Genomic DNA, 19,290 nt, shown 5'->3' on the forward strand with positions numbered 1-19,290 from the left:
ACGGGGAGTGGGGCGGGCTGTTCGACCGGTCGGGCGGCCCGGCCCCTCAGGCGCGCTCTCCTGCGCGAATGCAGTACGTTCGGGTCATGTCCCAGCCCGCTGACCCCGCCCGACGGCCCGTTCGCCCCACCTCCGCCCCCGACGCCCCGGAGACCTCGTCGGGCAGCCGCGCCGCCGCCCAACGGCTCAAGATGCGCCGCGAGCTGGCCGCCGCGGCCATGGAACTGTTCGCCACGAAGGGGTACGAGGCGACGACCGTCGACGAGATCGCCGCCCAGGCCGGGGTCGCCCGCCGCACCTTCTTCCGGCACTTCCGTTCCAAGGAAGAGGCGATCTTCCCCGACCACGACGACACCCTGGTCCGGGCGGAGGCGGTGCTGAACGCCGCTCCGGCGCACGAGCACCCGCTGGACACGGTGTGCCGGGGCATCAAGGAAGTCATGAAGATGTACGCGGCGTCCCCGGCGGTCTCCGTCGAGCGCTACCGCCTCACGCGTGAGGTGCCGACGCTGCGGGAGCGCGAGATCGCCTCGGTCGCCCGGTACGAGCGGCTGTTCACCCGTTATCTGCTGGGCCACTTCGACGAGCGGGACCACCACGACGGCAACGACGACCCGCTGCTGGCGGAGGTGGCCGCGTCGGCGGTCGTCACCGCGCACAACCATGTGCTGCGCCGCTGGCTGCGGGCGGGCGGCCAGGGCGATGTGGAGGCGCAGCTCGACCACGCGTTCGCGATCGTCAGGGACACCTTCGGCACGGGTATCGGCGCCGGCCGGGTGGGCGGGGCGAGGCCCGCGCCCGCGACGCGCGCCACGGCGTCCACCCAGGGTGACGTGGTGGTGGCGGTCGCCCGCACCGACGCTCCGCTGAACGAGGTCATGCGGACCATCCAGCAGGCGCTGAAGGACCAGCGCGACGCCTGACGCGTCGTCCCGCCCCTACGGTGGCCGCTCCCCTTCCGGGAGCGGCCACCGGTGTTTTCCCGCGTTCCGTCCCGGTTCCTCCGGACCTCTCGATCGATCATCGCTCATCCGTGAGCCGAGGTACGCATCTGAGAGAAATTGTTGGCACGCAGTGTCTTGCCACCTGGCACGGGGTGCCATACGTTGATGTTGTCCGGGCGGCCGGCGTGCCGGGACACCTCGCACGCCGGCTGTCCCCGCGACCCTCGTGGTCGCGCGCCCGGCGCCTGCGTCACAGGCAACCTCCGCGCACCACCCCGCGCTGCCAGCACCACCCGGCCGAACCGACGGCACACCTCCACAGCACCAGCACCCCGACGTTCCCCTCGACGTCTCCCCGTAGAGACGTTCCTCGCCGGAGGCAACACCGTGAAGGAAATCCTGGACGCGATCCAGTCCCCGGACACCACGTCCGCGGACTTCGCCGCACTGCCCCTGCCCGAGTCCTACCGCGCGGTCACCGTGCACAAGGACGAGACCGAGATGTTCGCCGGTCTCTCCACCCGCGAGAAGGACCCGCGCAAGTCACTGCACCTCGACGAGGTGCCCCTGCCGGAGCTCGGCCCCGGCGAGGCCCTGGTGGCCGTCATGGCCAGCTCGGTCAACTACAACAGCGTCTGGACCTCGATCTTCGAGCCGCTGTCGACGTTCGGCTTCCTGGAGCGGTACGGCAGGACGTCCGAGCTCGCCAAGCGCCACGACCTGCCGTACCACATCATCGGCTCCGACCTGGCCGGCGTCGTCCTGCGCACCGGCCCGGGCGTCAACTCCTGGAAGCCGGGCGACGAGGTCGTCGCGCACTGCCTCTCCGTCGAGCTGGAGTCCTCGGACGGCCACAACGACACGATGCTCGACCCGGAGCAGCGCATCTGGGGCTTCGAGACCAACTTCGGCGGCCTCGCCGAGATCGCGCTCGTCAAGTCCAACCAGCTGATGCCCAAGCCCGACCACCTCAGCTGGGAGGAGGCGGCGGCACCGGGCCTGGTGAACTCCACCGCGTACCGCCAGCTCGTCTCCCGCAACGGCGCCGGGATGAAGCAGGGCGACAACGTCCTGATCTGGGGCGCGAGCGGCGGCCTCGGCTCGTACGCCACCCAGTTCGCGCTCGCGGGCGGCGCCAACCCGATCTGTGTCGTCTCCAGCGAGCAGAAGGCGGACATCTGCCGCTCGATGGGCGCCGAGGCGATCATCGACCGCAACGCCGAGGGCTACAAGTTCTGGAAGGACGAGCACACCCAGGACCCCAAGGAGTGGAAGCGCTTCGGCAAGCGCATCCGCGAACTCACCGGCGGCGAGGACATCGACATCGTCTTCGAGCACCCCGGCCGTGAGACCTTCGGCGCGTCCGTGTACGTCACCCGCAAGGGCGGCACCATCACCACCTGCGCCTCGACCTCGGGCTACATGCACGAGTACGACAACCGGTACCTGTGGATGTCGCTGAAGCGGATCATCGGCTCGCACTTCGCGAACTACCGCGAGGCGTGGGAGGCCAACCGGCTCATCGCCAAGGGCAAGATCCACCCCACCCTGTCGAAGGTGTACTCCCTGGAGGACACCGGCCAGGCCGCCCACGACGTCCACCGCAACCTCCACCAGGGCAAGGTCGGCGTGCTGTGCCTCGCCCCCGAGGAGGGCATGGGCGTCAAGAACCAGGAGATGCGCGACCAGCACATCGACGCCATCAACCGCTTCCGGAACATCTGAGGTCCCTTAGATGACAGAGCGTCAGAAGGACCGGCCGTGGCTGATGCGGACGTACGCGGGCCACTCCACCGCCGAGGCGTCCAACGAGCTGTACCGGCGCAACCTCGCCAAGGGACAGACCGGCCTGTCGGTCGCGTTCGACCTGCCCACGCAGACCGGCTACGACCCGGACCACATCCTCGCCCGCGGCGAGGTCGGCCGGGTCGGCGTGCCGGTGTCCCACCTCGGTGACATGCGGCGGCTGTTCCAGGACATCCCCCTGGAGCAGATGAACACGTCCATGACCATCAACGCCACCGCCATGTGGCTGCTGGCGCTCTACCAGGTGGTGGCGGAGGAGCAAGGTCTCGACAAGGAGGCCATCACCAGGCTCCAGGGGACGACCCAGAACGACATCGTCAAGGAGTACCTGTCGCGCGGGACGCACGTCTTCCCGCCGGGCCCGTCCCTGCGCCTCACCACCGACATGATCACCTACACGGTGAACCACATGCCGAAGTGGAACCCGATCAACATCTGCAGCTACCACCTGCAGGAGGCGGGGGCCACTCCGGTCCAGGAGATCTCCTACGCCATGTCCACGGCCATCGCGGTCCTGGACGCGGTGTTCGCCTCCGGGCAGGTCCCCGACGACCGCAGGGGCGAGGTCGTCGCCCGGATCTCCTTCTTCGTGAACGCGGGCGTCCGCTTCATCGAGGAGATGTGCAAGATGCGCGCCTTCGGCCGCATCTGGGACCAGATCACCCGCGAGCGGTACGGGATCGAGAACCCCAGGCAGCGCCGGTTCCGCTACGGCGTCCAGGTCAACTCGCTCGGGCTGACCGAGGCGCAGCCGGAGAACAACGTCCAGCGCATCGTCCTGGAGATGCTGGCCGTCACGCTGTCGAAGGACGCCCGCGCCCGCGCCGTGCAGCTGCCCGCCTGGAACGAGGCCCTGGGCCTGCCCCGGCCCTGGGACCAGCAGTGGTCGCTGCGCATCCAGCAGGTCCTGGCGCACGAGAGCGACCTGCTGGAGTACGAGGACATCTTCGCGGGCTCGCACGTCATCGAGGCCAAGGTGGAGGCCCTGGTCGCCGAGTGCCTCGCCGAGATCGACCGGATCCAGGAGATGGGCGGCGCGATGGCCGCCGTCGAGTCCGGCTACCTCAAGTCGCAGCTGGTGTCCTCGCACGCCGAGCGACGGGCGCGGATCGAGGCCGGCGACGAGAAGATCGTCGGCGTCAACATCTTCGAGACGACCGAGGAGAACCCGCTCACCGCCGACCTGGACACCGCGATCATGACGGTGGACCCGGCCAACGAGGCGCGGGTCGTCGCGGCCCTGCACGAGTGGCGCGACAACCGCGACGAGACCCGCGCCCAGGAGTCCCTGGCCGCCCTCAAGGCGACCGCCGCGGGCGAGGGGAACCTCTTCGAGGCCACCCTGGAGTGCGCCCGCGCGGGCGTGACCACCGGCGAGTGGGCGTGGGCGCTGCGGGACGTGTTCGGCGAGTTCCGCGCGCCGACGGGCGTGTCGTCCGCGCCGGTGGCGGTGGCCGCCGAGGAGGGCACGCCGCTCGCCGCCGTACGGCGGAAGGTGTCCCGCACGGCCGAGGAGCTGGGCGCGGGGCGGCTGCGGCTCCTCGTCGGCAAGCCCGGCCTCGACGGGCACTCCAACGGCGCCGAGCAGATCGCCGTACGGGCCCGCGACGCCGGGTTCGAGGTGGTCTACCAGGGGATCCGGCTCACCCCGGAGCAGATCGTGGACGCCGCGCTCGCGGAGGACGTGCACTGCGTGGGCCTGTCGATCCTGTCCGGGTCGCACGCCGAGCTGGTGCCGGACGTCCTGACCCGGCTGCGGGAGGCCGGCGCGTCCGACATCCCGGTCATCGTCGGCGGGATCATCCCGAACGCCGACGCCGCCGACCTGAGGCGCGCGGGCGTGGCCGCCGTCTTCACCCCGAAGGACTTCGGTATCACGGAGATCATCGGCCGTATCGTCGACGAGATCCGGAAAGCGAACAAGCTCGACCCTCTGGAGGTCCCCGCATGACCGAGACCCAGCCTGTGAACCGGCTGCGACCGCGCCGCTCCTGCCTCGCGGTGCCCGGCTCCAACCCGCGCTTCCTGGAGAAGGCCCAGGGCCTCCCCGCCGACCAGGTCTTCCTGGACCTGGAGGACGCGTGCGCGCCGCTCGCCAAGCCGGACGCGCGCCACACCATCGTCAAGTTCCTCAACGAGGGCGACTGGACGGGCAAGACCAGGGTCGTGCGGGTCAACGACTGGACGACGCACTGGACGTACCGGGACGTCGTGACCGTGGTCGAGGGCGCCGGGCAGAACCTCGACTGCATCATGCTGCCGAAGGTGCAGGACGCCCAGCAGATCGTGGCGCTCGACCTGCTGCTGACGCAGATCGAGAAGACGATGGGCTTCGAGGTCGGCAAGATCGGCATCGAGGCCCAGATCGAGAACGCGCAGGGTCTCAACAACGTCAACGCGATCGCCCAGGCGTCCCCGCGGGTCGAGACGATCATCTTCGGCCCGGCCGACTTCATGGCATCCATCAACATGAAGTCCCTGGTCGTCGGCGAGCAGCCGCCCGGCTACGGCGCCGACGCCTACCACTACATCCTGATGGCCATCCTGATGGCCGCCCGCGCCAACAACCTCCAGGCGATCGACGGGCCGTACCTCCAGATCAAGAACATCGACGGCTACAAGGCCGTCGCGCAGCGCGCCGCGGCCCTCGGCTTCGACGGCAAGTGGGTCCTGCACCCCGGTCAGGTGGAGGCCGCCAACGAGGTCTTCTCGCCCTCGCAGGAGGACTTCGACCACGCCGAGCTGATCCTGGACGCGTACGAGTACTACACGTCCGAGGCGGGCGGCAAGAAGGGCTCCGCCATGCTCGGCGACGAGATGATCGACGAGGCCAGCCGCAAGATGGCGCTCGTCATCTCCGGCAAGGGCCGCGCCGCCGGCATGACCCGTACCTCGAAGTTCGAAGCCCCGGAGGCGTGAGCACCATGCAGTTCGGCCGCACCTATGAAGAGTTCGAAGTCGGCGCCGTCTACAAGCACTGGCCGGGGAAGACGGTCACCGAGTACGACGACCACCTCTTCTGCCTGCTGACGATGAACCACCACCCGCTCCACATGGACACCAACTATGCGGAGAAGACGACGGACTTCGGCAGGAACGTCGTCGTCGGCAACTACATCTACTCGCTGCTGCTGGGCATGTCCGTGCCGGACGTCTCGGGCAAGGCCATCGCGAACCTGGAGATCGAGTCGCTGCGCCACGTGGCGCCGACCTTCCACGGGGACACGATCTACGGCGAGACGACCGTCCTCGACAAGACCCCGTCGAAGTCGAAGAACGACCGCGGGATCGTGTACGTCGAGACCAGGGGCTACAAGCAGGACGGCACGCTGGTCTGCGTGTTCCGCCGCAAGGTGATGGTGCCCACCGAGACGTACATCAAGGAGCGCGGCGGCGAGCAGCCCGGCCGCCCCGCCGTCTCCGACCACCACCCTCAACCGACGCCCCCGCGGGGCGGCACCGCTCATTCGGAGCCGAAGGCACAGGAGAAGTAGTCATGGCCCGACTCGCGCAGACCCACGGTCTCACCGACGTCCAGCAGGAGATCCTGTCCACCGTCCGGGACTTCGTCGACAAGGAGATCATCCCGGTCGCGACCGACCTGGAGCACCGCGACGAGTACCCGCAGGAGATCGTCGACGGGCTCAAGGAGCTGGGTGTCTTCGGTCTGATGATCCCCGAGGAGTACGGGGGTCTGGGCGAGTCCCTCCTCACGTACGCGCTGTGCGTGGAGGAGATCGCCCGGGGCTGGATGTCGGTCTCCGGCATCATCAACACCCACTTCATCGTGGCGTACATGCTCAAGCAGCACGGCACGCAGGAGCAGAAGGACACCTTCCTGCCGCGTATGGCGGTCGGCGAGGTGCGTGGCGCGTTCTCGATGTCCGAGCCGGGGCTCGGCTCCGATGTGTCGGCCATCACGTCCAAGGCGGTCAAGGACGGCGACGAGTACGTCCTGAACGGCCAGAAGATGTGGCTCACCAACGGCGGGACGTCCACTCTGGTCGCCGTGCTCGTCCGAAGTGACGAAGGACACCCCGAGGGCACGGCCCCGCACAAGTCGATGACGACCTTCCTGGTGGAGAAGGAGCCCGGTTTCGGAGAGGTCCGACCCGGCCTCACCATTCCGGGGAAGATCGACAAGATGGGTTACAAGGGTGTCGACACCACGGAACTCATCATGGACGGACTGCGCATTCCGGCCAATCGGGTCCTCGGCGGCACCACCGGCCGAGGGTTTTACCAAATGATGGACGGCGTGGAGGTCGGCCGGGTCAACGTGGCGGCCCGTGGCTGCGGTGTCGCTCAGCGTGCCTTCGAGCTGGGTGTCTCGTATGCCCAGCAGCGTCACACTTTCGGCAAGCCGATCGCCCAGCACCAGGCGATTCAGTTCAAGCTCGCCGAGATGGCTACCAAGGTCGAGGCCGCTCATGCCATGATGGTGAACGCAGCACGCAAAAAGGACTCCGGGGAGCGAAACGACCTCGAAGCAGGCATGGCGAAGTACCTCGCCAGCGAGTACTGCAAGGAAGTCGTCGAGGACGCCTTCCGGATCCACGGCGGATACGGGTTCTCGAAGGAGTACGAGATCGAGCGTCTCTACCGCGAGGCGCCGATGCTGCTCATCGGTGAAGGTACCGCCGAGATCCAGAAAATGATCATTGGTCGTCGGCTGCTCGAGGAGTACCGGTTCCAGGGTTGATTGCCAGGTTTGGGGCGGTTTGGCCGCGAAGAAGATCACACCGAGTCATCTTCTTCCGGCCTCCGACTCGGCCTCTGGCTTGCCCAGTTGCGGCCCGCAACCGATAGCATCGCCCGAAAAGCCGCCGTCCCCCGTTCCCAGCGCGGCATCATCCGCTACGAAGGTCATCCATGCCCCACAGCCAAACCTCTGCACCTCGCGACAGCCTCGCCGGCGTACGCCTCGCGCGCGGAGCATCGCCGTGGCTTCTGCCGACCGTCGCCACCGCAGCAGTCAGCCTCGTCCGCGCGCGCCGTTCGAGGCGCGCCGCGGCCGTCGCCGTGCCCGCCACCGCTCTGGCGGCGGGCATGCTGTGGTTCTTCCGCGACCCCGAGCGCGAGATCGCGCAGGGCCGGGTCATCTCGCCCGCCGACGGTGTGGTGCAGAGCATCATGCCGTGGAAGGACGGACGCACCCGGGTCGCCATCTTCATGAGCCCGCTGAACGTCCATGTCAACCGCGCTCCCCTGGCGGGCACGGTGACCTCCGTCGAGCACATCCCGGGTGGGTTCGTGCCGGCGTTCAACAAGGAGAGCGAGAACAACGAGCGCGTTGTCTGGCACTTCGACACCGAACTCGGCGACATCGAGATGGTGCAGATCGCCGGTGCCGTCGCGCGGCGCATCGTGCCGTACCTCGCGCAGGGCGCCAAGGTCGAGCAGGGCGAGCGCATCGGCCTGATCCGCTTCGGATCGCGCGTGGACATCTACCTTCCGGAAGGTGTGGACGTCGCCGTCGAGGTCGGGCAGACCACGACCGCGGGGGTGACTCGAATTGACCGTGATTGACCCTGAGACACAGGCCGGCTGGGTGGCCGAGGCCGAGGCGGACACCGCCGACGAGCAGGAGGAGATGCCTCTCTCGCTCCGGCTGTCGATAGCGGACACGCTCACCCTCGGCAACGCCACGTGCGGCTTCATGGCGGTGTACTTCACCACCACCGGGATCCTCATCCCGCACCTCACGGGCAGCGAGGAGACCGGGATGGCGCGGCACTCCGCCGCGACCGCCGTGATCCTGATGCTGTGCGCGGCGATCTTCGACCTGTTCGACGGCCTGGTGGCGCGCAAGCTGCGCTCCTCGCCGATGGGCGCGGAGCTGGACAACCTGTCGGACCTGATCAGCTTCGGTCTGGCCCCGGCGTACTTCGTGCTCGTGTACGGGATGGTCGCGGACGACGCGCACCAGCGGGTGTCCGCGGTGGCCGCCATCGTGGTGCTGCTCGCGGTGGTGCTGCGGCTCGCCAGATTCAGCTGCGTGACGATGAAGGACGGCATGTTCCAGGGCATGCCGAGCCCGTTCGGCGCGCTCACGGTCGTGTCGATCGTGCTGCTGGAGCTGCCGTTCATCCCGACGCTGCTGGCGATCATCGGTACGGCCTGGCTGATGGTGAGCCGGGTGGAGTACCCCAAGCCGCGGGGTGTCCTCGCGGTGGCGATGCTCAGCTGGATCGTCGGCGCGATGGGGCTGCTCGCGGCCTGGGCGTTCGACGCGCCTGGCGGTCAGCTGCTGCTCCAGACGGGGTGCGCGCTCCAGGTGGTGCTGGGTGCGGTGATCCCGCTGTTCGCGACGGCGCGGCGGGTGAACACGTTCCGTGACAACCGGCGCGAGAGCCGGGAGGCGCGGGCGGCGCAGCTGCCGTAGCGGAAGACATGGCGAGGGCCCGGGTGCGGTGCGCACCCGGGCCCTCGACATGTCTCAGGACAGGGCCTTGTAGTAGTACGTGGTGGGGCGCGGGACGCCCGCCGGGTCGCCCGCGTAGCCGGGGATCGTCCCGGCCGGGGTCCAGCCCGCGGTGCGGTACAGGCCCTCCGCCGCGCTGCCGGTCTCGGTGTCGAGGACCAGCAGGGTGAGCCCCGCGCCGGCGGCGGCGCGCTCGGCGGTCGCGAGGAGCCGGCGCCCGAGGCCCCGGCCCCGGGCGGCGGTGTGGACGAGGAGCTTGGAGATGTCGCCGCGGTGGCGCTGGTTCGGGTACGGGGCCCGGACGAGGGTGATCACGCCGAGAACGGCGTCCTCGGGCCCGTACGCCGCCCAGACACTCCGTACCCCTCGCTCGGCCTCGTCGGCCGCCGTACGCCACCAGGAGGCCGCGTCGGCCTCGCTCAGCGGCGCGAGGAAGCCGACGGACGCACCGTCGTGCACGGCGTCACGGAGCAGCGCGGCGAGCCCCTCGGCCGCCAGGGCGCGGATCCGCGCGGCGGTGAGGGGCTCGATGCGATCGTTCATGGCCAGAGGTTCACACAGGGGTGTTTCCCCGGTGTCACCGGGGCTTCGCGGTGATCAGCCGGCCGGTGTGAAGTCCTGTGCCACCTCCGATGTGTACGGCTCACGGACGGTCCGCATGCCGCCGACGGCCTTGCGGTCCGGCTGCAGGATGGCGCTGTCCAGCGACGACGGGGACTTCGGGCGGCTGAAGTCGTGCTTCACGCCGAAGCCGGCCTCGTGGCCCTCCAGGGTGAGCAGGGCCTTGCCGAGGCCCTCCCGGGTGAGGTCCTTCGACGCGCACGCCTTCTTCAGGGCCTCGCCGAAGACCTGCGCCGCCGTCCAGCCCGCGACGACGCCGTTGTCGAGGGCGTCCTTCGGGTAGGCCGCGCGGTAGTCGGCGACCAGCTTCTTCGCGACGGGGGTGTCCGCGCCGACCGGCAGGCTCGGCGACGCCACGTAGTACATCTTCTCCAGCGCGGGCGCGGCCGGGGTGGCGAGCAGCTGCGGGGCGAAGGCGGAGTTGTTGCCGATCACCGGCACGTTCAGCTTCACCGCGGCGGCGACACCGACGAGGGAGGCCGCCTGTCGCGGGCCCGCGCTGAGGACGATCGCCTTGACCCCCGCCTGCTTGAGCGCCGCGACCTGCGCCGACATGTCGTTGTCCGTCGGCTTGATCTTCTGCTCGACGACGGTGAGCCCGGCCTGCCGCGCCGCGTGCCGGGACCCGGCGAGCGCGTTCTCGCCGTAGTCGCCCTCGAAGTAGACGTGGCCGAGCTTGTCGCCCTTCTTCAGGCCCTTCTCCGTGAGCAGGAAGTCGACCGCGTTGATCGTCTCGATGTCGTACGTCGTGCCGATGACCCTGATGTACGGGCTGCCCAGCAGCGACGCCGACCACGCCTGCGGCAGCACGAGGCCCTTGTCCTGGCCGTCGACGCGCTGCTCGACCGCCGCGACGAACGGCGAGCCGATGAACTGGGGGAAGCCCAGCACGTCGGACTCCAGCTCGGTGTAGGAGGCGAGCGCCTTCTGCGGGTCGTAGCCGTGGTCGCGCACGGTGAGCTCCACGGTGCGGCCGCAGACCCCGCCCTGGGCGTTGAGCTGCTTGACGTACAGCTGCTGGGCCTGGGTGACGCTCTTGCCGAGGGTGGCGTACACGCCGGTCATGTCGGTGAGCACACCGAGCCTGATCGTCTTGTCGCCGACGCCCTCGCCGGTCTTCACGCCGTCGGCGCCGGTGCCGGCCCCGTCGTCGCCGCTCTTCGCCTTGGCGCTGCAGCCGGCGGCGGTGAGCGCCAGCAGGACCGCGAGCGTGGCGGCGAGCCGCCTGCGGGACTGTGCGGGCATGGTCATCGTTCCTCCCCAGGGGTGGGTGCGGGACGCCGGGTGGCCGACCGGACCAGGCCACCGGGCAGGAAGAGCACCACCGCGACGACGGCGGCGCCGTAGAGATAGCGCGACGCCTCGCCCGGTGCGATCCCGCCCGTTCCGGGGGCGGAGACCAGGGGCAGGGTGTCGCTGTAACGGGTCAGCAGTTGCGGCAGCAGGGAGACGAAGACCGCCCCCAGCACCGCGCCCGCCACCGACCCCAGACCTCCGATGACGATCATGGCGAGGTACTCCAGCGACAGGAGCATCCCGAAGTACTCGGGCACGGTGCGCTGGAAGACCAGCGCCAGCAGGACACCCGCCAGACCGGCGTACATGGAGGAGAGCACGAACGCCGCCGCGCGGTAGCGGGCGACCGGGATGCCGAGCACCCCGGCCGCGATGCGATGGTCGCGGATGGCGTTGAGGGCGCGTCCCGGGCGGCCGCGCAGGACGCCCCTGGCGAACAGGGCGCAGCCCAGCAGCAGGGCCAGCGCCAGGTACCAGAGCTTCTCGGCGGCGCCGAACGGCACCTGGGCGACGAGGAGTTCGCTCTCGTCGAAGGTGACGCCGAGCAGGTTGAGCGGCGGCACGGCGCGGCCGTTGAAGCCACCGGTCAGATCGTGGGCGTTGAACAGGACGTGCTGCCCGATGAAGATCAGCGCGAGCGTCGCGATACCGAGGTACGCGCCGCGCAGCCGTCCCGCGATGGGGCTGAACAGGCCGCCCGCCGCGCCCGCCAGCGCCACCGCGCCGACGGCGGCGAGCCAGCCGGGCAGGCCCAGGCCGGTGAGCCCGTCGGAGCCGTCGCCGGCCAGGGCGCAGTAGCCGTAGGCGCCGACGGCGAGGAAGAAGGCGTGTCCCATGGAGAGCTGGCCGGTCGAGCCGGTCAGCAGGTTGATGCCGATGGCGCCGATCGCGGCGGCCATGGCGAACAGGCCCGCCTGGAGCCAGAACCGGTCCAGGTAGAAGGGCAGGGCGAGCAGCAGGACCGCGCCGATGGCGACGGCCCAGGTGCGCGGGGCGCGCAGCAGGTCAGACACGGGCCAGCTCCTTCGTACCGAAGAGCCCCGCGGGGCGGATCAGCAGGACCGCGACCATCACCAGGTACGGGGCGAGGTCGCCGATGCCACGGCCGAGGAACGTCAGATCGCCCTGGTAGCCGGTGGCGAGGGATTCGGTGACGCCGACGATGAGCCCGCCGACCAGTGCGCCGGTGGTGGAGTCGAGGCCGCCGAGGATGGCGGCGGGGAACGCCTTGAGCGCGGCGAGCGAGGTGGACCTTTCGAGCCCGGGGGTGGGGAAGACGGTGAGGAACAGCGCGGCGACGGCGGCGAGCCCGCCGGCCACCGCCCACGCGCCGAGCGAGACCCGGCCGAGGCGGACGCCCATGAGGGCGGCGGTGGAGGCGCTCTCGGCGGCCGCGCGCATCGCGACCCCCCACGACGTGCAGCGGAACGCGAGCAGGAACGCGGTGATGAGGAGGCCGGCCGCGAGGAGCGCCGCGATCCGGGTCTGGGCGATGGAGACCGGGCCGACGGTGACGACGGAGGCGCCCCAGGGGTCGCCGAGCGCGAGCACGTCCGTGCCGATACGGCGTGCCAGCTCGGTGGTGAGGAGGATGTCCACGCCGATGGTGACGATGGCGAGGACGCTGTGGTCGGAGCCCCGGTAGCGGCGCATCACCAGGAACTCGACGGCGGCCCCGACGACCGCGGCGCCGGCGATGCCGGCCAGCAGCGCCGGCCAGAAGCCGATGGACTCGTGGAGGACGGCGGTGACGTAGCCGCCCGCGAGGAGCAGTGAGGCGTGGGCGAAGTTGACGACTTCCGTGGCGCGGAAGATGACCACGAAGCCGAGGGCGATCAGGGCGTAGACGGAGCCCAGGGAGACTCCGTTGATGAGCAGTTCGGTGAAGGTCGTCCACGCGGTCACGGGGTGGCCTCCTGGCCGAGATAGGCCCGGACGACGGCCGGGTCGTTCTGTACGTCGGCGGGGGTGCCGTCGGCGATGCGACGGCCGAAGTCGAGGACGGTGACGGAGTCGGCGAGCCGCATCACCAGCCCCATGTCGTGCTCCACGAGGACGATCGAGATGCCCAGGGAGTCCCGGACCCCGGCGATCACGGCGGCTGTGCGGCGCCGTTCGTCGGCCGTCATCCCGGCGACCGGCTCGTCCAGGAGGAGCAGCCTGGGCTCCATGCACAGGGCGCGGGCCAGCTCGGCCAGCTTCTGCTGCCCGTACGGCAGGGATCCGGCGGGCCGGTCGAGCTGGTCCTCGATGCCGACGAACGCGGCGATCTCCCGGACCCGCTCCCGGTGCCGGGCCTCCTCCCGGGTCGCGGACGGCAGCCGCAGCCCGGTGGCGAGGAACCCGGCCCGGGTGAGCCGGTGGCGGCCCAGCATGAGGGCGTCGGCGACGCTGGCCCGGGGCGGCAGAGCGAGGTTCTGGAAGATCCGTGCGACGCCCAGCGCGGCGATGCGGTGCGGGGGCAGTCCGGTCAGCTCGTCGGCGCCGAACCTGACGCTGCCGGAGGTGGCCCGGTAGACACCGGACAGCACGTTGAAGCAGGTGGACTTGCCGGCGCCGTTCGGACCGATGACGGCGTGGACGGTGCCGGGCGGCACGGTGAAGTCCACCGCGTCGAGGGCGGTCAGGCCCGCGAACCGTACGGTCAGGTCGCTGACCTGGAGGGTGGGCACCCCGGCGTCGGCCTCGGCGCCGGGCGCGGCGGGGGGCGGGGTGTCGGGCGCGGCGGGGGGCGGGGTGTCGGTCATGGCGCCTCCCAGCGGGTGAGGGTGGGGTGCGCGGCCTCGGCACGCGCGGCGTCGGCGGCGGCGTCCTCGTCCACCACACCGAGGTAGCGGCGGCGCACCTCGTCGGTGGCGGCGAGCTCGTCGGCCGGGCCCGAGAGGGCGACCTCGCCGACTTCGAGTACGTACGCGTGGGAGGCCAGGCGCAGCGCGATCGCGGCGTTCTGCTCCACGAGGAGGACGGAGGTGCCCTGGGCGTTGATCTCCCTGACCGTGTCGGCGATCCGCGCGGCCATCAACGGGGCGAGGCCGAGGGACGGTTCGTCGAGGAGGAGGAGACGCGGCGATGCCATCAGGGCGCGGGCGACGGCGAGCATCTGCTGCTCCCCGCCGGACAGCAGCCCGGCGCGCTGACGGGCGCGTTCGGCGAGGACGGGGAACAGCTCGTGGACGCGGCGCAGCGCGGCGGCCTTCGCGGCCCGGCCTCCGGTCGCGCCGAGCGCGCCGGCGCGGAGGTTGTCCTCGACGGTCATCCGGGCGAACACCTCGCGCCCCTCGGGCACATGGCAGACGCCGGCGGCCACGACCCGGTCGGGCGGCAGGGTGTGCAGCGGGCGCCCGGCGAAGGTGATGGTGCCGCCGGTGGCGGCGCCGCCGTGGAACGCGAGGGTGCGGGACAGGGCGCGGAGCAGGGTGGACTTGCCGGCGCCGTTGGCACCGAGGACGGCGACCACGCCGCCCTCCGGAACGTGGAGCGACACCTGCCGTAGCGCTGTCACCGGTCCGTATCCGGCCGTCAGACCCCGCACGTCGAGTGCGGCATCGGCCATGGGTCCCCCTTCGGGACTCGTCGGATTGCCTGAGTGGCGCTCACCCCAGCACCGGCGCGGGCCGCGCGTCCACGCCCTGCGGGAGAAACGCTGCGGGTGACCAGCGGGTAGCCGAAGGGGTTGTGCACGCGCACAAGACCGCGTGTCAGGGGTCTGCCGGGGGCCGGCGGGCGGTGGCATGCTGCCCGCCATGGGAGGACGCAGACCCCGTACGGGAGACGACTGGAAGGTCCTCGCTCAGGCGTGCGCCGCGCTGTTGGAACGGCTGCCCGAGCTGGTGGACACACATCTGCGGGAGCTGAACGAGCACTCCCCCGCGTACGGCCGGATCATCGGCCACGACGAGCACTGGCAGGAGGCGCACGAGGCGATGCGCATCGGCATCGAGACGATCTCGGCGCCGCGCGCGTCTCCGCGCCGCGACCTGGAGCACGCCGAGCGGCTCGGGCGGCGGCGGGCCGAGCAGGGGCTGCCGCTGGAGCTGGTGGTCCGGGCGTACCGGATGGCAGGGCATCTGGTGTGGGACGCGCTGCTGGAGGACGCGACGGACGACGCGCGGCGGCTGGCGGTGCTGACGCAGGCCGCCACCATGGTGTGGTCGGCGGTGGACGCGCAGGCCGACATCGCGTCGGACGCCTACCGGACGACGGAGCTCGAGCTGCGCCGGCGCACCGACGAACAGCTCCAGGCTCTCCTCGACGCGCTGCTGGAGGGCCCCAGGTCCGCCGAGCTCGCCGCACGCGCGGCGGCGGGGCTCGATCTGCCCGAGCGCGGCCGGTACGCGGTGGTGGTGCTGCGCGGGGACCGGCGGGAGCCGCCCTCGTCGTCGCACCGGCGGGTGGTGGACGCGGGGATGCGGTTCGTGTGGCGGATGCGTACGGACTGCGAGATCGGCGTGGTGTGGCTGGCGGACGAGACGGGCCTCGACACCCTCGCCGGGCTGCTGGAGGACCGGAGCGCGGGCCCCGGCGGGATCAGTCCGGTGGTGGAGGGCCTCAGCGAACTCGGCCGGGCACGCCGGCTCGCCGAGCTGGCGCTGCGCACCTGCCCGCCGGACGCGCGCGGGGTCGTACGGCTGGACCGCCGGATGCCCGGGGCGCTCGTGGTGAGCCAGCCGGAGCTGGCGGGCCTGCTGGTCGCGGACGTCCTGGGGGCCCTGCTCGAGCTGGACCCGGCGGACCGGGCGGTGCTCCTGGAGACCCTGGACGTCTGGCTGGACTGCGAGGGTTCGGCCGGGCGGGCCGCGAGCCGGCTCTACTGCCACCGGAACACGGTGTTCAACCGGCTGCGCCGACTGGAACAGCTCACGTCCCGGTCCCTGTCCCGCCCCAGGGACCTGACGGAGATGACCCTGGCCCTGGACGCGTTCCGGCTGGCCCCGGGCTGAGCCGCTCTGGGCCCGGCCGGGTCCGGAGCGGGCCCGGCCGGTCCGGACTGAGACCGGCGGGGTCCTGGGAGACCGTCCGGGTCCCGACCGTCCTGGCCGAGACCGTCCGCCCCGGCACCGGGTGGGACCCGCGGGGCGGGACGGACGGGCGGACAGGCGGAGGGGTCAGACGGACGGACGGGTCAGACCGGCGGACGGGTCAGACCGGCGGACGGATCAGGAGAGGAAGTCGCGGGCGATGTTCGCCGCCACCCGCTCCAGCAGCGGACCCGCCTCGGCGATGCACTTCGCCGTGTCGGGTTCCAGTTCCGTCAGCGGGTAGGCGCGGCGGATGCCCGCCCGGCCCAGGGCCTCCGGAGGCAGGGCGAGGCGGCCGCACACCGCGACGACCTCGAGGCCGGCCTCGCGCGCCGCGGCCGCGACGCCCGCCGGGGCCTTGCCGTGCAGCGTCTGCTCGTCGAGCGAGCCCTCACCGGTGATCACGAGGGTGGCGCGGGAGAGCGCGTCCGTGAAGCCGAGGATGTCGAGCATGAGCTCGATGCCGGGGCGGAAGCTCGCGCCGAGCCCGACCAGCGCCCCGTACCCGATGCCGCCCGCACCGCCCGCGCCGGGCGAGACGGCGGCCTCCGCGGCCCTCGGGCCGATGGCCTTCTCCAGCACGGTCACGTAGTGCGCCAGAGCGGTGTCGAGCGTCTCGACGTCCTCGGGGCTCGCGCCCTTCTGCGGGGCGAACACCGCAGGGGCGCCCTTCGGGCCGGTCAGCGGGTTGTCGACGTCGCTGGCCAGGACCAGGTCCACGGTCTCGAAGCGGGGGTCGAGCCCCGACAGGTCGGCCGTCGCCAGGTCCCGCAGCCCGCCGCCGCCGGGCCCGACCGGTTCCCCGGCCGCGTCGAGGAACCGCGCGCCGAGGGCTGCCAGCATGCCGGCGCCGCCGTCGGTCGTGGCGCTGCCGCCGACACCGAAGACGATGGTGCGGGCGCCCGCGTCGAGCGCGGCCCGCAGCAGCTCCCCGGAGCCGTACGTGGTGGCCGTGAGCGGGGCGAAGACCCCGGCGGGCAGCAGCTGGAGGCCGGACGCCTCCGCCATCTCCACCACGGCCGTGCCGTCGCGCAGCGCGTACGCCGCGGTGACGGGCTCGCCGAGCGGCCCGGTGACCCGCGTCTCACGCCGTTCGAACCCGGCCGCGACCGCGGCCGCGACCGTCCCGTCGCCGCCGTCGGCGACGGGCAGGGTCTCCACCGGGAGGTCCGGGACGATGTGCCGGAGTCCGGCCGTCACCCGCTCCGCGACCTCGACGGCCGTGAGCGAACCTTTGAACTTGTCAGCCGCGACGAGAACCCGCGCGGCCTCAGTAACTGCTCCGTCCGCCACTCTTGCATCCCTTGCTATCGAACAGGCAGTCGCGCCAGAGCCGACCCTATCCGTACCGTCAGACGGCGTGCCACCCCCCGCTGTGACGAGATTTCGCACCATAGTGGGGCGTCATGAGCACGGAACCGATCGATCAACCGCAGCCGGGGGCCCCGTCCGGCACCCCCGTGACCGGCGCACCCGACCGCGCCCTCGTCGGTATCGGGATGGCCGCCGTCGCCGGTGTGGTCCTGTGGGCGTGGCTCGGCGACGAGTCCTTCGACAGCGTCTCGTCCACGAGTCTGACGTGGGTCCTGAACAACTTCGGCTGGCTCTTCGTGGTCGCCGCCGACGTCTTCCTCGTGCTGTGCCTGGTGATCGCGTTCAGCCGGTTCGGCAGGATCAGGCTGGGCAAGGACGACTCCGAGCCGGAGTTCGGGAACCTCGCCTGGATCGCGATGATGTTCAGCGCGGGCATGGGCATCGGTCTGATGTTCTACGGCGTCGGGGAGCCGCTCACGCACTACCTGACGCCGCCGCCTGCGAGCGGGGTGCGGGCCCAGTCCGCCGAGGCGGCGCGCACTGCCATGGAGTACTCGTTCTTCCACTGGACGCTCACGCCGTGGGCGATCTACGGCATCGCCGGCCTCGCCCTGGCGTACGCCGGGTTCCGCAAGGGCCGGGGCAACCGGCTCAGCGCCGCGTTCGTACCGCTCATCGGGGCGCGACGGGCCGTGGCGTGGCAGGGCAGGGTGATCGATCTGCTCGCCGTGTTCGCGACCGTCTTCGGTACGGCGACGAGCCTGGGCCTCGGCGCGCTCCAGGTCGCCGAGGGGCTCGACCTCACGGCGGGGGTCACCGCCGACAGGACCACGGAACTGATCATCATCGCGGCGCTGTCGGCGGCGTTCGTCGTGTCGGCCTTCTCCGGTCTGCACCGGGGCATCAAGTGGCTGTCGACGCTGAACATCGTGCTCGCGGCGGGACTGATGACATTCGTCTTCCTGCTCGGCCCGACCGTCTACATCCTGGACTCGATCCCGGCGTCCGTCGGCGGGTACCTGCAGAACCTGCTGCCGATGGCCACGCGCACCGGCGCCTTCTCGGACCACGCCTGGCTGGGCACCTGGACGATCTTCTACTGGGCGTGGTGGCTGTCGTGGGCGCCGTTCGTCGGGACGTTCATCGCCCGTATCTCGCACGGCCGGACCATCCGCGAGTTCCTGATCGGTGTGCTGCTGGTGCCGAGCGGTGCGACCGTCGTCTGGTTCTGTGTGATGGGCGGTTCGGCGCTCCGGCTGGAGGCGACCGGTGAGGCGGATCTCGCGGGCGCCGTGGAGGACGGTGCCGAGGCGTCGCTGTTCGCGATGCTGGACGCGCTGCCGATCGGGACGGTCACGTCGTTCGTCGCGATGGTGCTGGTCATGACGTACTTCGTTACGAGCGCCGACTCGGCGTCGCTGGTGATGGGCTCGCTGACCAGCCGTGGCGCGCTGCACCCGCCGACGTGGCTGGTGGTGGTGTGGGGCGTGCTGATGGCGTCGGTCGCGGCGGTCCTGCTGGTGGTGGGCGGGCTGAACTCGCTGCAGACGGCGACGATCCTGGTGGCGCTGCCGTTCGTGGTGGTCATGCTGCTGCTGTGCGGGGCGCTGCTGAAGGAGCTGCGCGAGGACCCGGGCGCGGGCCCGGCGCGGCACCACGCCCTGCACGGCCTGCGGGACGTCGTACGGACGATGGTCGGCGACGCCGTCACGGAACAGGGCCAGGTGCGGCACTACCGGCTGCGACGGGCGGCGAGGTCCCGCTCGGAGTCCGACGACGGGACATGACGTCCGGGGACGCGCCACGTGCCGCACCCGGCGCCTCGACCCGTACGACGGCCCGAGCGGCGGCCCGCGCCTCGGCGCGT

The 19,290-nt window shown here is 71.2% G+C and carries 17 protein-coding genes; 10 read left to right on the forward strand and 7 right to left on the reverse strand.

Annotated elements, in window-relative coordinates:
- The first annotated feature begins 86 nt into the window (after positions 1 to 86).
- From ACGF5U_RS18460 to pssA, 8 genes are all read left to right on the forward strand, one after another.
- Positions 87 to 923: a TetR family transcriptional regulator gene (locus tag ACGF5U_RS18460; RefSeq protein ID WP_392715664.1), complete on the forward strand. Its 837-nt coding sequence runs from the start codon at positions 87 to 89 to the stop codon at positions 921 to 923.
- A gap of 408 nt (positions 924 to 1,331) precedes the next feature.
- Entirely contained in the window at positions 1,332 to 2,669 is a 1,338-nt protein-coding gene (gene ccrA / locus ACGF5U_RS18465) for a crotonyl-CoA carboxylase/reductase (RefSeq protein WP_392715662.1), read from the forward strand.
- 10 nt (positions 2,670 to 2,679) lie between these two features.
- A complete protein-coding gene (locus ACGF5U_RS18470; RefSeq protein ID WP_392715660.1) occupies positions 2,680 to 4,701 on the forward strand; it encodes a protein meaA in 2,022 nt (673 codons plus the stop codon).
- Complete coding sequence (locus tag ACGF5U_RS18475) at positions 4,698 to 5,669, forward strand: HpcH/HpaI aldolase/citrate lyase family protein (RefSeq protein WP_392715658.1); 972 nt, start codon at positions 4,698 to 4,700, stop codon at positions 5,667 to 5,669. Before ACGF5U_RS18470 ends, ACGF5U_RS18475 begins: the two co-directional genes overlap by 4 nt.
- 5 nt (positions 5,670 to 5,674) lie before the next feature.
- Positions 5,675 to 6,244, forward strand: a complete 570-nt coding sequence (locus ACGF5U_RS18480) for a MaoC family dehydratase (RefSeq protein WP_392715841.1) — start codon at positions 5,675 to 5,677, stop codon at positions 6,242 to 6,244.
- Positions 6,245 to 6,246: 2 nt separating this feature from the next.
- On the forward strand, positions 6,247 to 7,452 hold the full coding sequence (locus tag ACGF5U_RS18485; RefSeq protein ID WP_392715656.1) for an acyl-CoA dehydrogenase family protein: 1,206 nt from the start codon (positions 6,247 to 6,249) through the stop codon (positions 7,450 to 7,452).
- 170 nt (positions 7,453 to 7,622) lie between these two features.
- Complete coding sequence (locus ACGF5U_RS18490) at positions 7,623 to 8,279, forward strand: phosphatidylserine decarboxylase (protein ID WP_392715654.1); 657 nt, start codon at positions 7,623 to 7,625, stop codon at positions 8,277 to 8,279.
- Entirely contained in the window at positions 8,272 to 9,135 is an 864-nt protein-coding gene (gene pssA / locus ACGF5U_RS18495) for a CDP-diacylglycerol--serine O-phosphatidyltransferase (protein ID WP_392715839.1), read from the forward strand. The genes ACGF5U_RS18490 and pssA overlap by 8 nt, the downstream gene beginning before the upstream one ends.
- Before the next feature lie 54 nt (positions 9,136 to 9,189).
- Here the strand turns inward: pssA and ACGF5U_RS18500 are convergent, their stop codons facing one another.
- The 6 genes from ACGF5U_RS18500 to ACGF5U_RS18525 are packed head-to-tail and all read right to left on the reverse strand — an operon-like array spanning position 9,190 to position 14,644.
- Positions 9,190 to 9,717, reverse strand: coding sequence for a GNAT family N-acetyltransferase (locus ACGF5U_RS18500; protein WP_392715652.1), 528 nt, complete (start codon positions 9,715 to 9,717; stop codon positions 9,190 to 9,192).
- 54 nt (positions 9,718 to 9,771) lie between these two features.
- On the reverse strand, positions 9,772 to 11,040 hold the full coding sequence (locus ACGF5U_RS18505; RefSeq protein WP_392818843.1) for an ABC transporter substrate-binding protein: 1,269 nt from the start codon (positions 11,038 to 11,040) through the stop codon (positions 9,772 to 9,774).
- A 2-nt stretch (positions 11,041 to 11,042) separates the two neighbouring features.
- Positions 11,043 to 12,104 carry a branched-chain amino acid ABC transporter permease gene (locus ACGF5U_RS18510; RefSeq protein ID WP_392715648.1) on the reverse strand — a complete coding sequence of 354 codons (1,062 nt, stop codon included), beginning with the start codon at positions 12,102 to 12,104 and terminating at the stop codon, positions 11,043 to 11,045.
- The gene (locus ACGF5U_RS18515) at positions 12,097 to 12,996 is read right to left on the reverse strand and encodes a branched-chain amino acid ABC transporter permease (RefSeq protein WP_392715646.1); all 900 of its coding nucleotides are present in this window, start codon (positions 12,994 to 12,996) and stop codon (positions 12,097 to 12,099) included. Before ACGF5U_RS18515 ends, ACGF5U_RS18510 begins: the two co-directional genes overlap by 8 nt.
- The gene (locus ACGF5U_RS18520; RefSeq protein ID WP_392715644.1) at positions 12,993 to 13,838 is read right to left on the reverse strand and encodes an ABC transporter ATP-binding protein; all 846 of its coding nucleotides are present in this window, start codon (positions 13,836 to 13,838) and stop codon (positions 12,993 to 12,995) included. The genes ACGF5U_RS18515 and ACGF5U_RS18520 overlap by 4 nt, the downstream gene beginning before the upstream one ends.
- Positions 13,835 to 14,644, reverse strand: a complete 810-nt coding sequence (locus ACGF5U_RS18525; protein ID WP_392715642.1) for an ABC transporter ATP-binding protein — start codon at positions 14,642 to 14,644, stop codon at positions 13,835 to 13,837. The genes ACGF5U_RS18520 and ACGF5U_RS18525 overlap by 4 nt, the downstream gene beginning before the upstream one ends.
- Positions 14,645 to 14,834: 190 nt before the next feature.
- Between ACGF5U_RS18525 and ACGF5U_RS18530 the strand changes: the two genes are divergently transcribed.
- Complete coding sequence (locus ACGF5U_RS18530) at positions 14,835 to 16,031, forward strand: helix-turn-helix domain-containing protein (RefSeq protein WP_392715640.1); 1,197 nt, start codon at positions 14,835 to 14,837, stop codon at positions 16,029 to 16,031.
- 216 nt (positions 16,032 to 16,247) lie between these two features.
- Here the strand turns inward: ACGF5U_RS18530 and ACGF5U_RS18535 are convergent, their stop codons facing one another.
- On the reverse strand, positions 16,248 to 17,402 hold the full coding sequence (locus ACGF5U_RS18535) for a glycerate kinase (protein WP_392715638.1): 1,155 nt from the start codon (positions 17,400 to 17,402) through the stop codon (positions 16,248 to 16,250).
- Positions 17,403 to 17,515: 113 nt separating this feature from the next.
- Between ACGF5U_RS18535 and ACGF5U_RS18540 the strand changes: the two genes are divergently transcribed.
- Positions 17,516 to 19,210, forward strand: coding sequence for a BCCT family transporter (locus ACGF5U_RS18540; protein ID WP_392715636.1), 1,695 nt, complete (start codon positions 17,516 to 17,518; stop codon positions 19,208 to 19,210).
- Positions 19,211 to 19,290: the final 80 nt, after the last annotated feature.

This window comes from Streptomyces sp. NPDC047886 (assembly GCF_043204435.1).
In the GTDB taxonomy this organism is placed as follows: domain Bacteria; phylum Actinomycetota; class Actinomycetes; order Streptomycetales; family Streptomycetaceae; genus Streptomyces.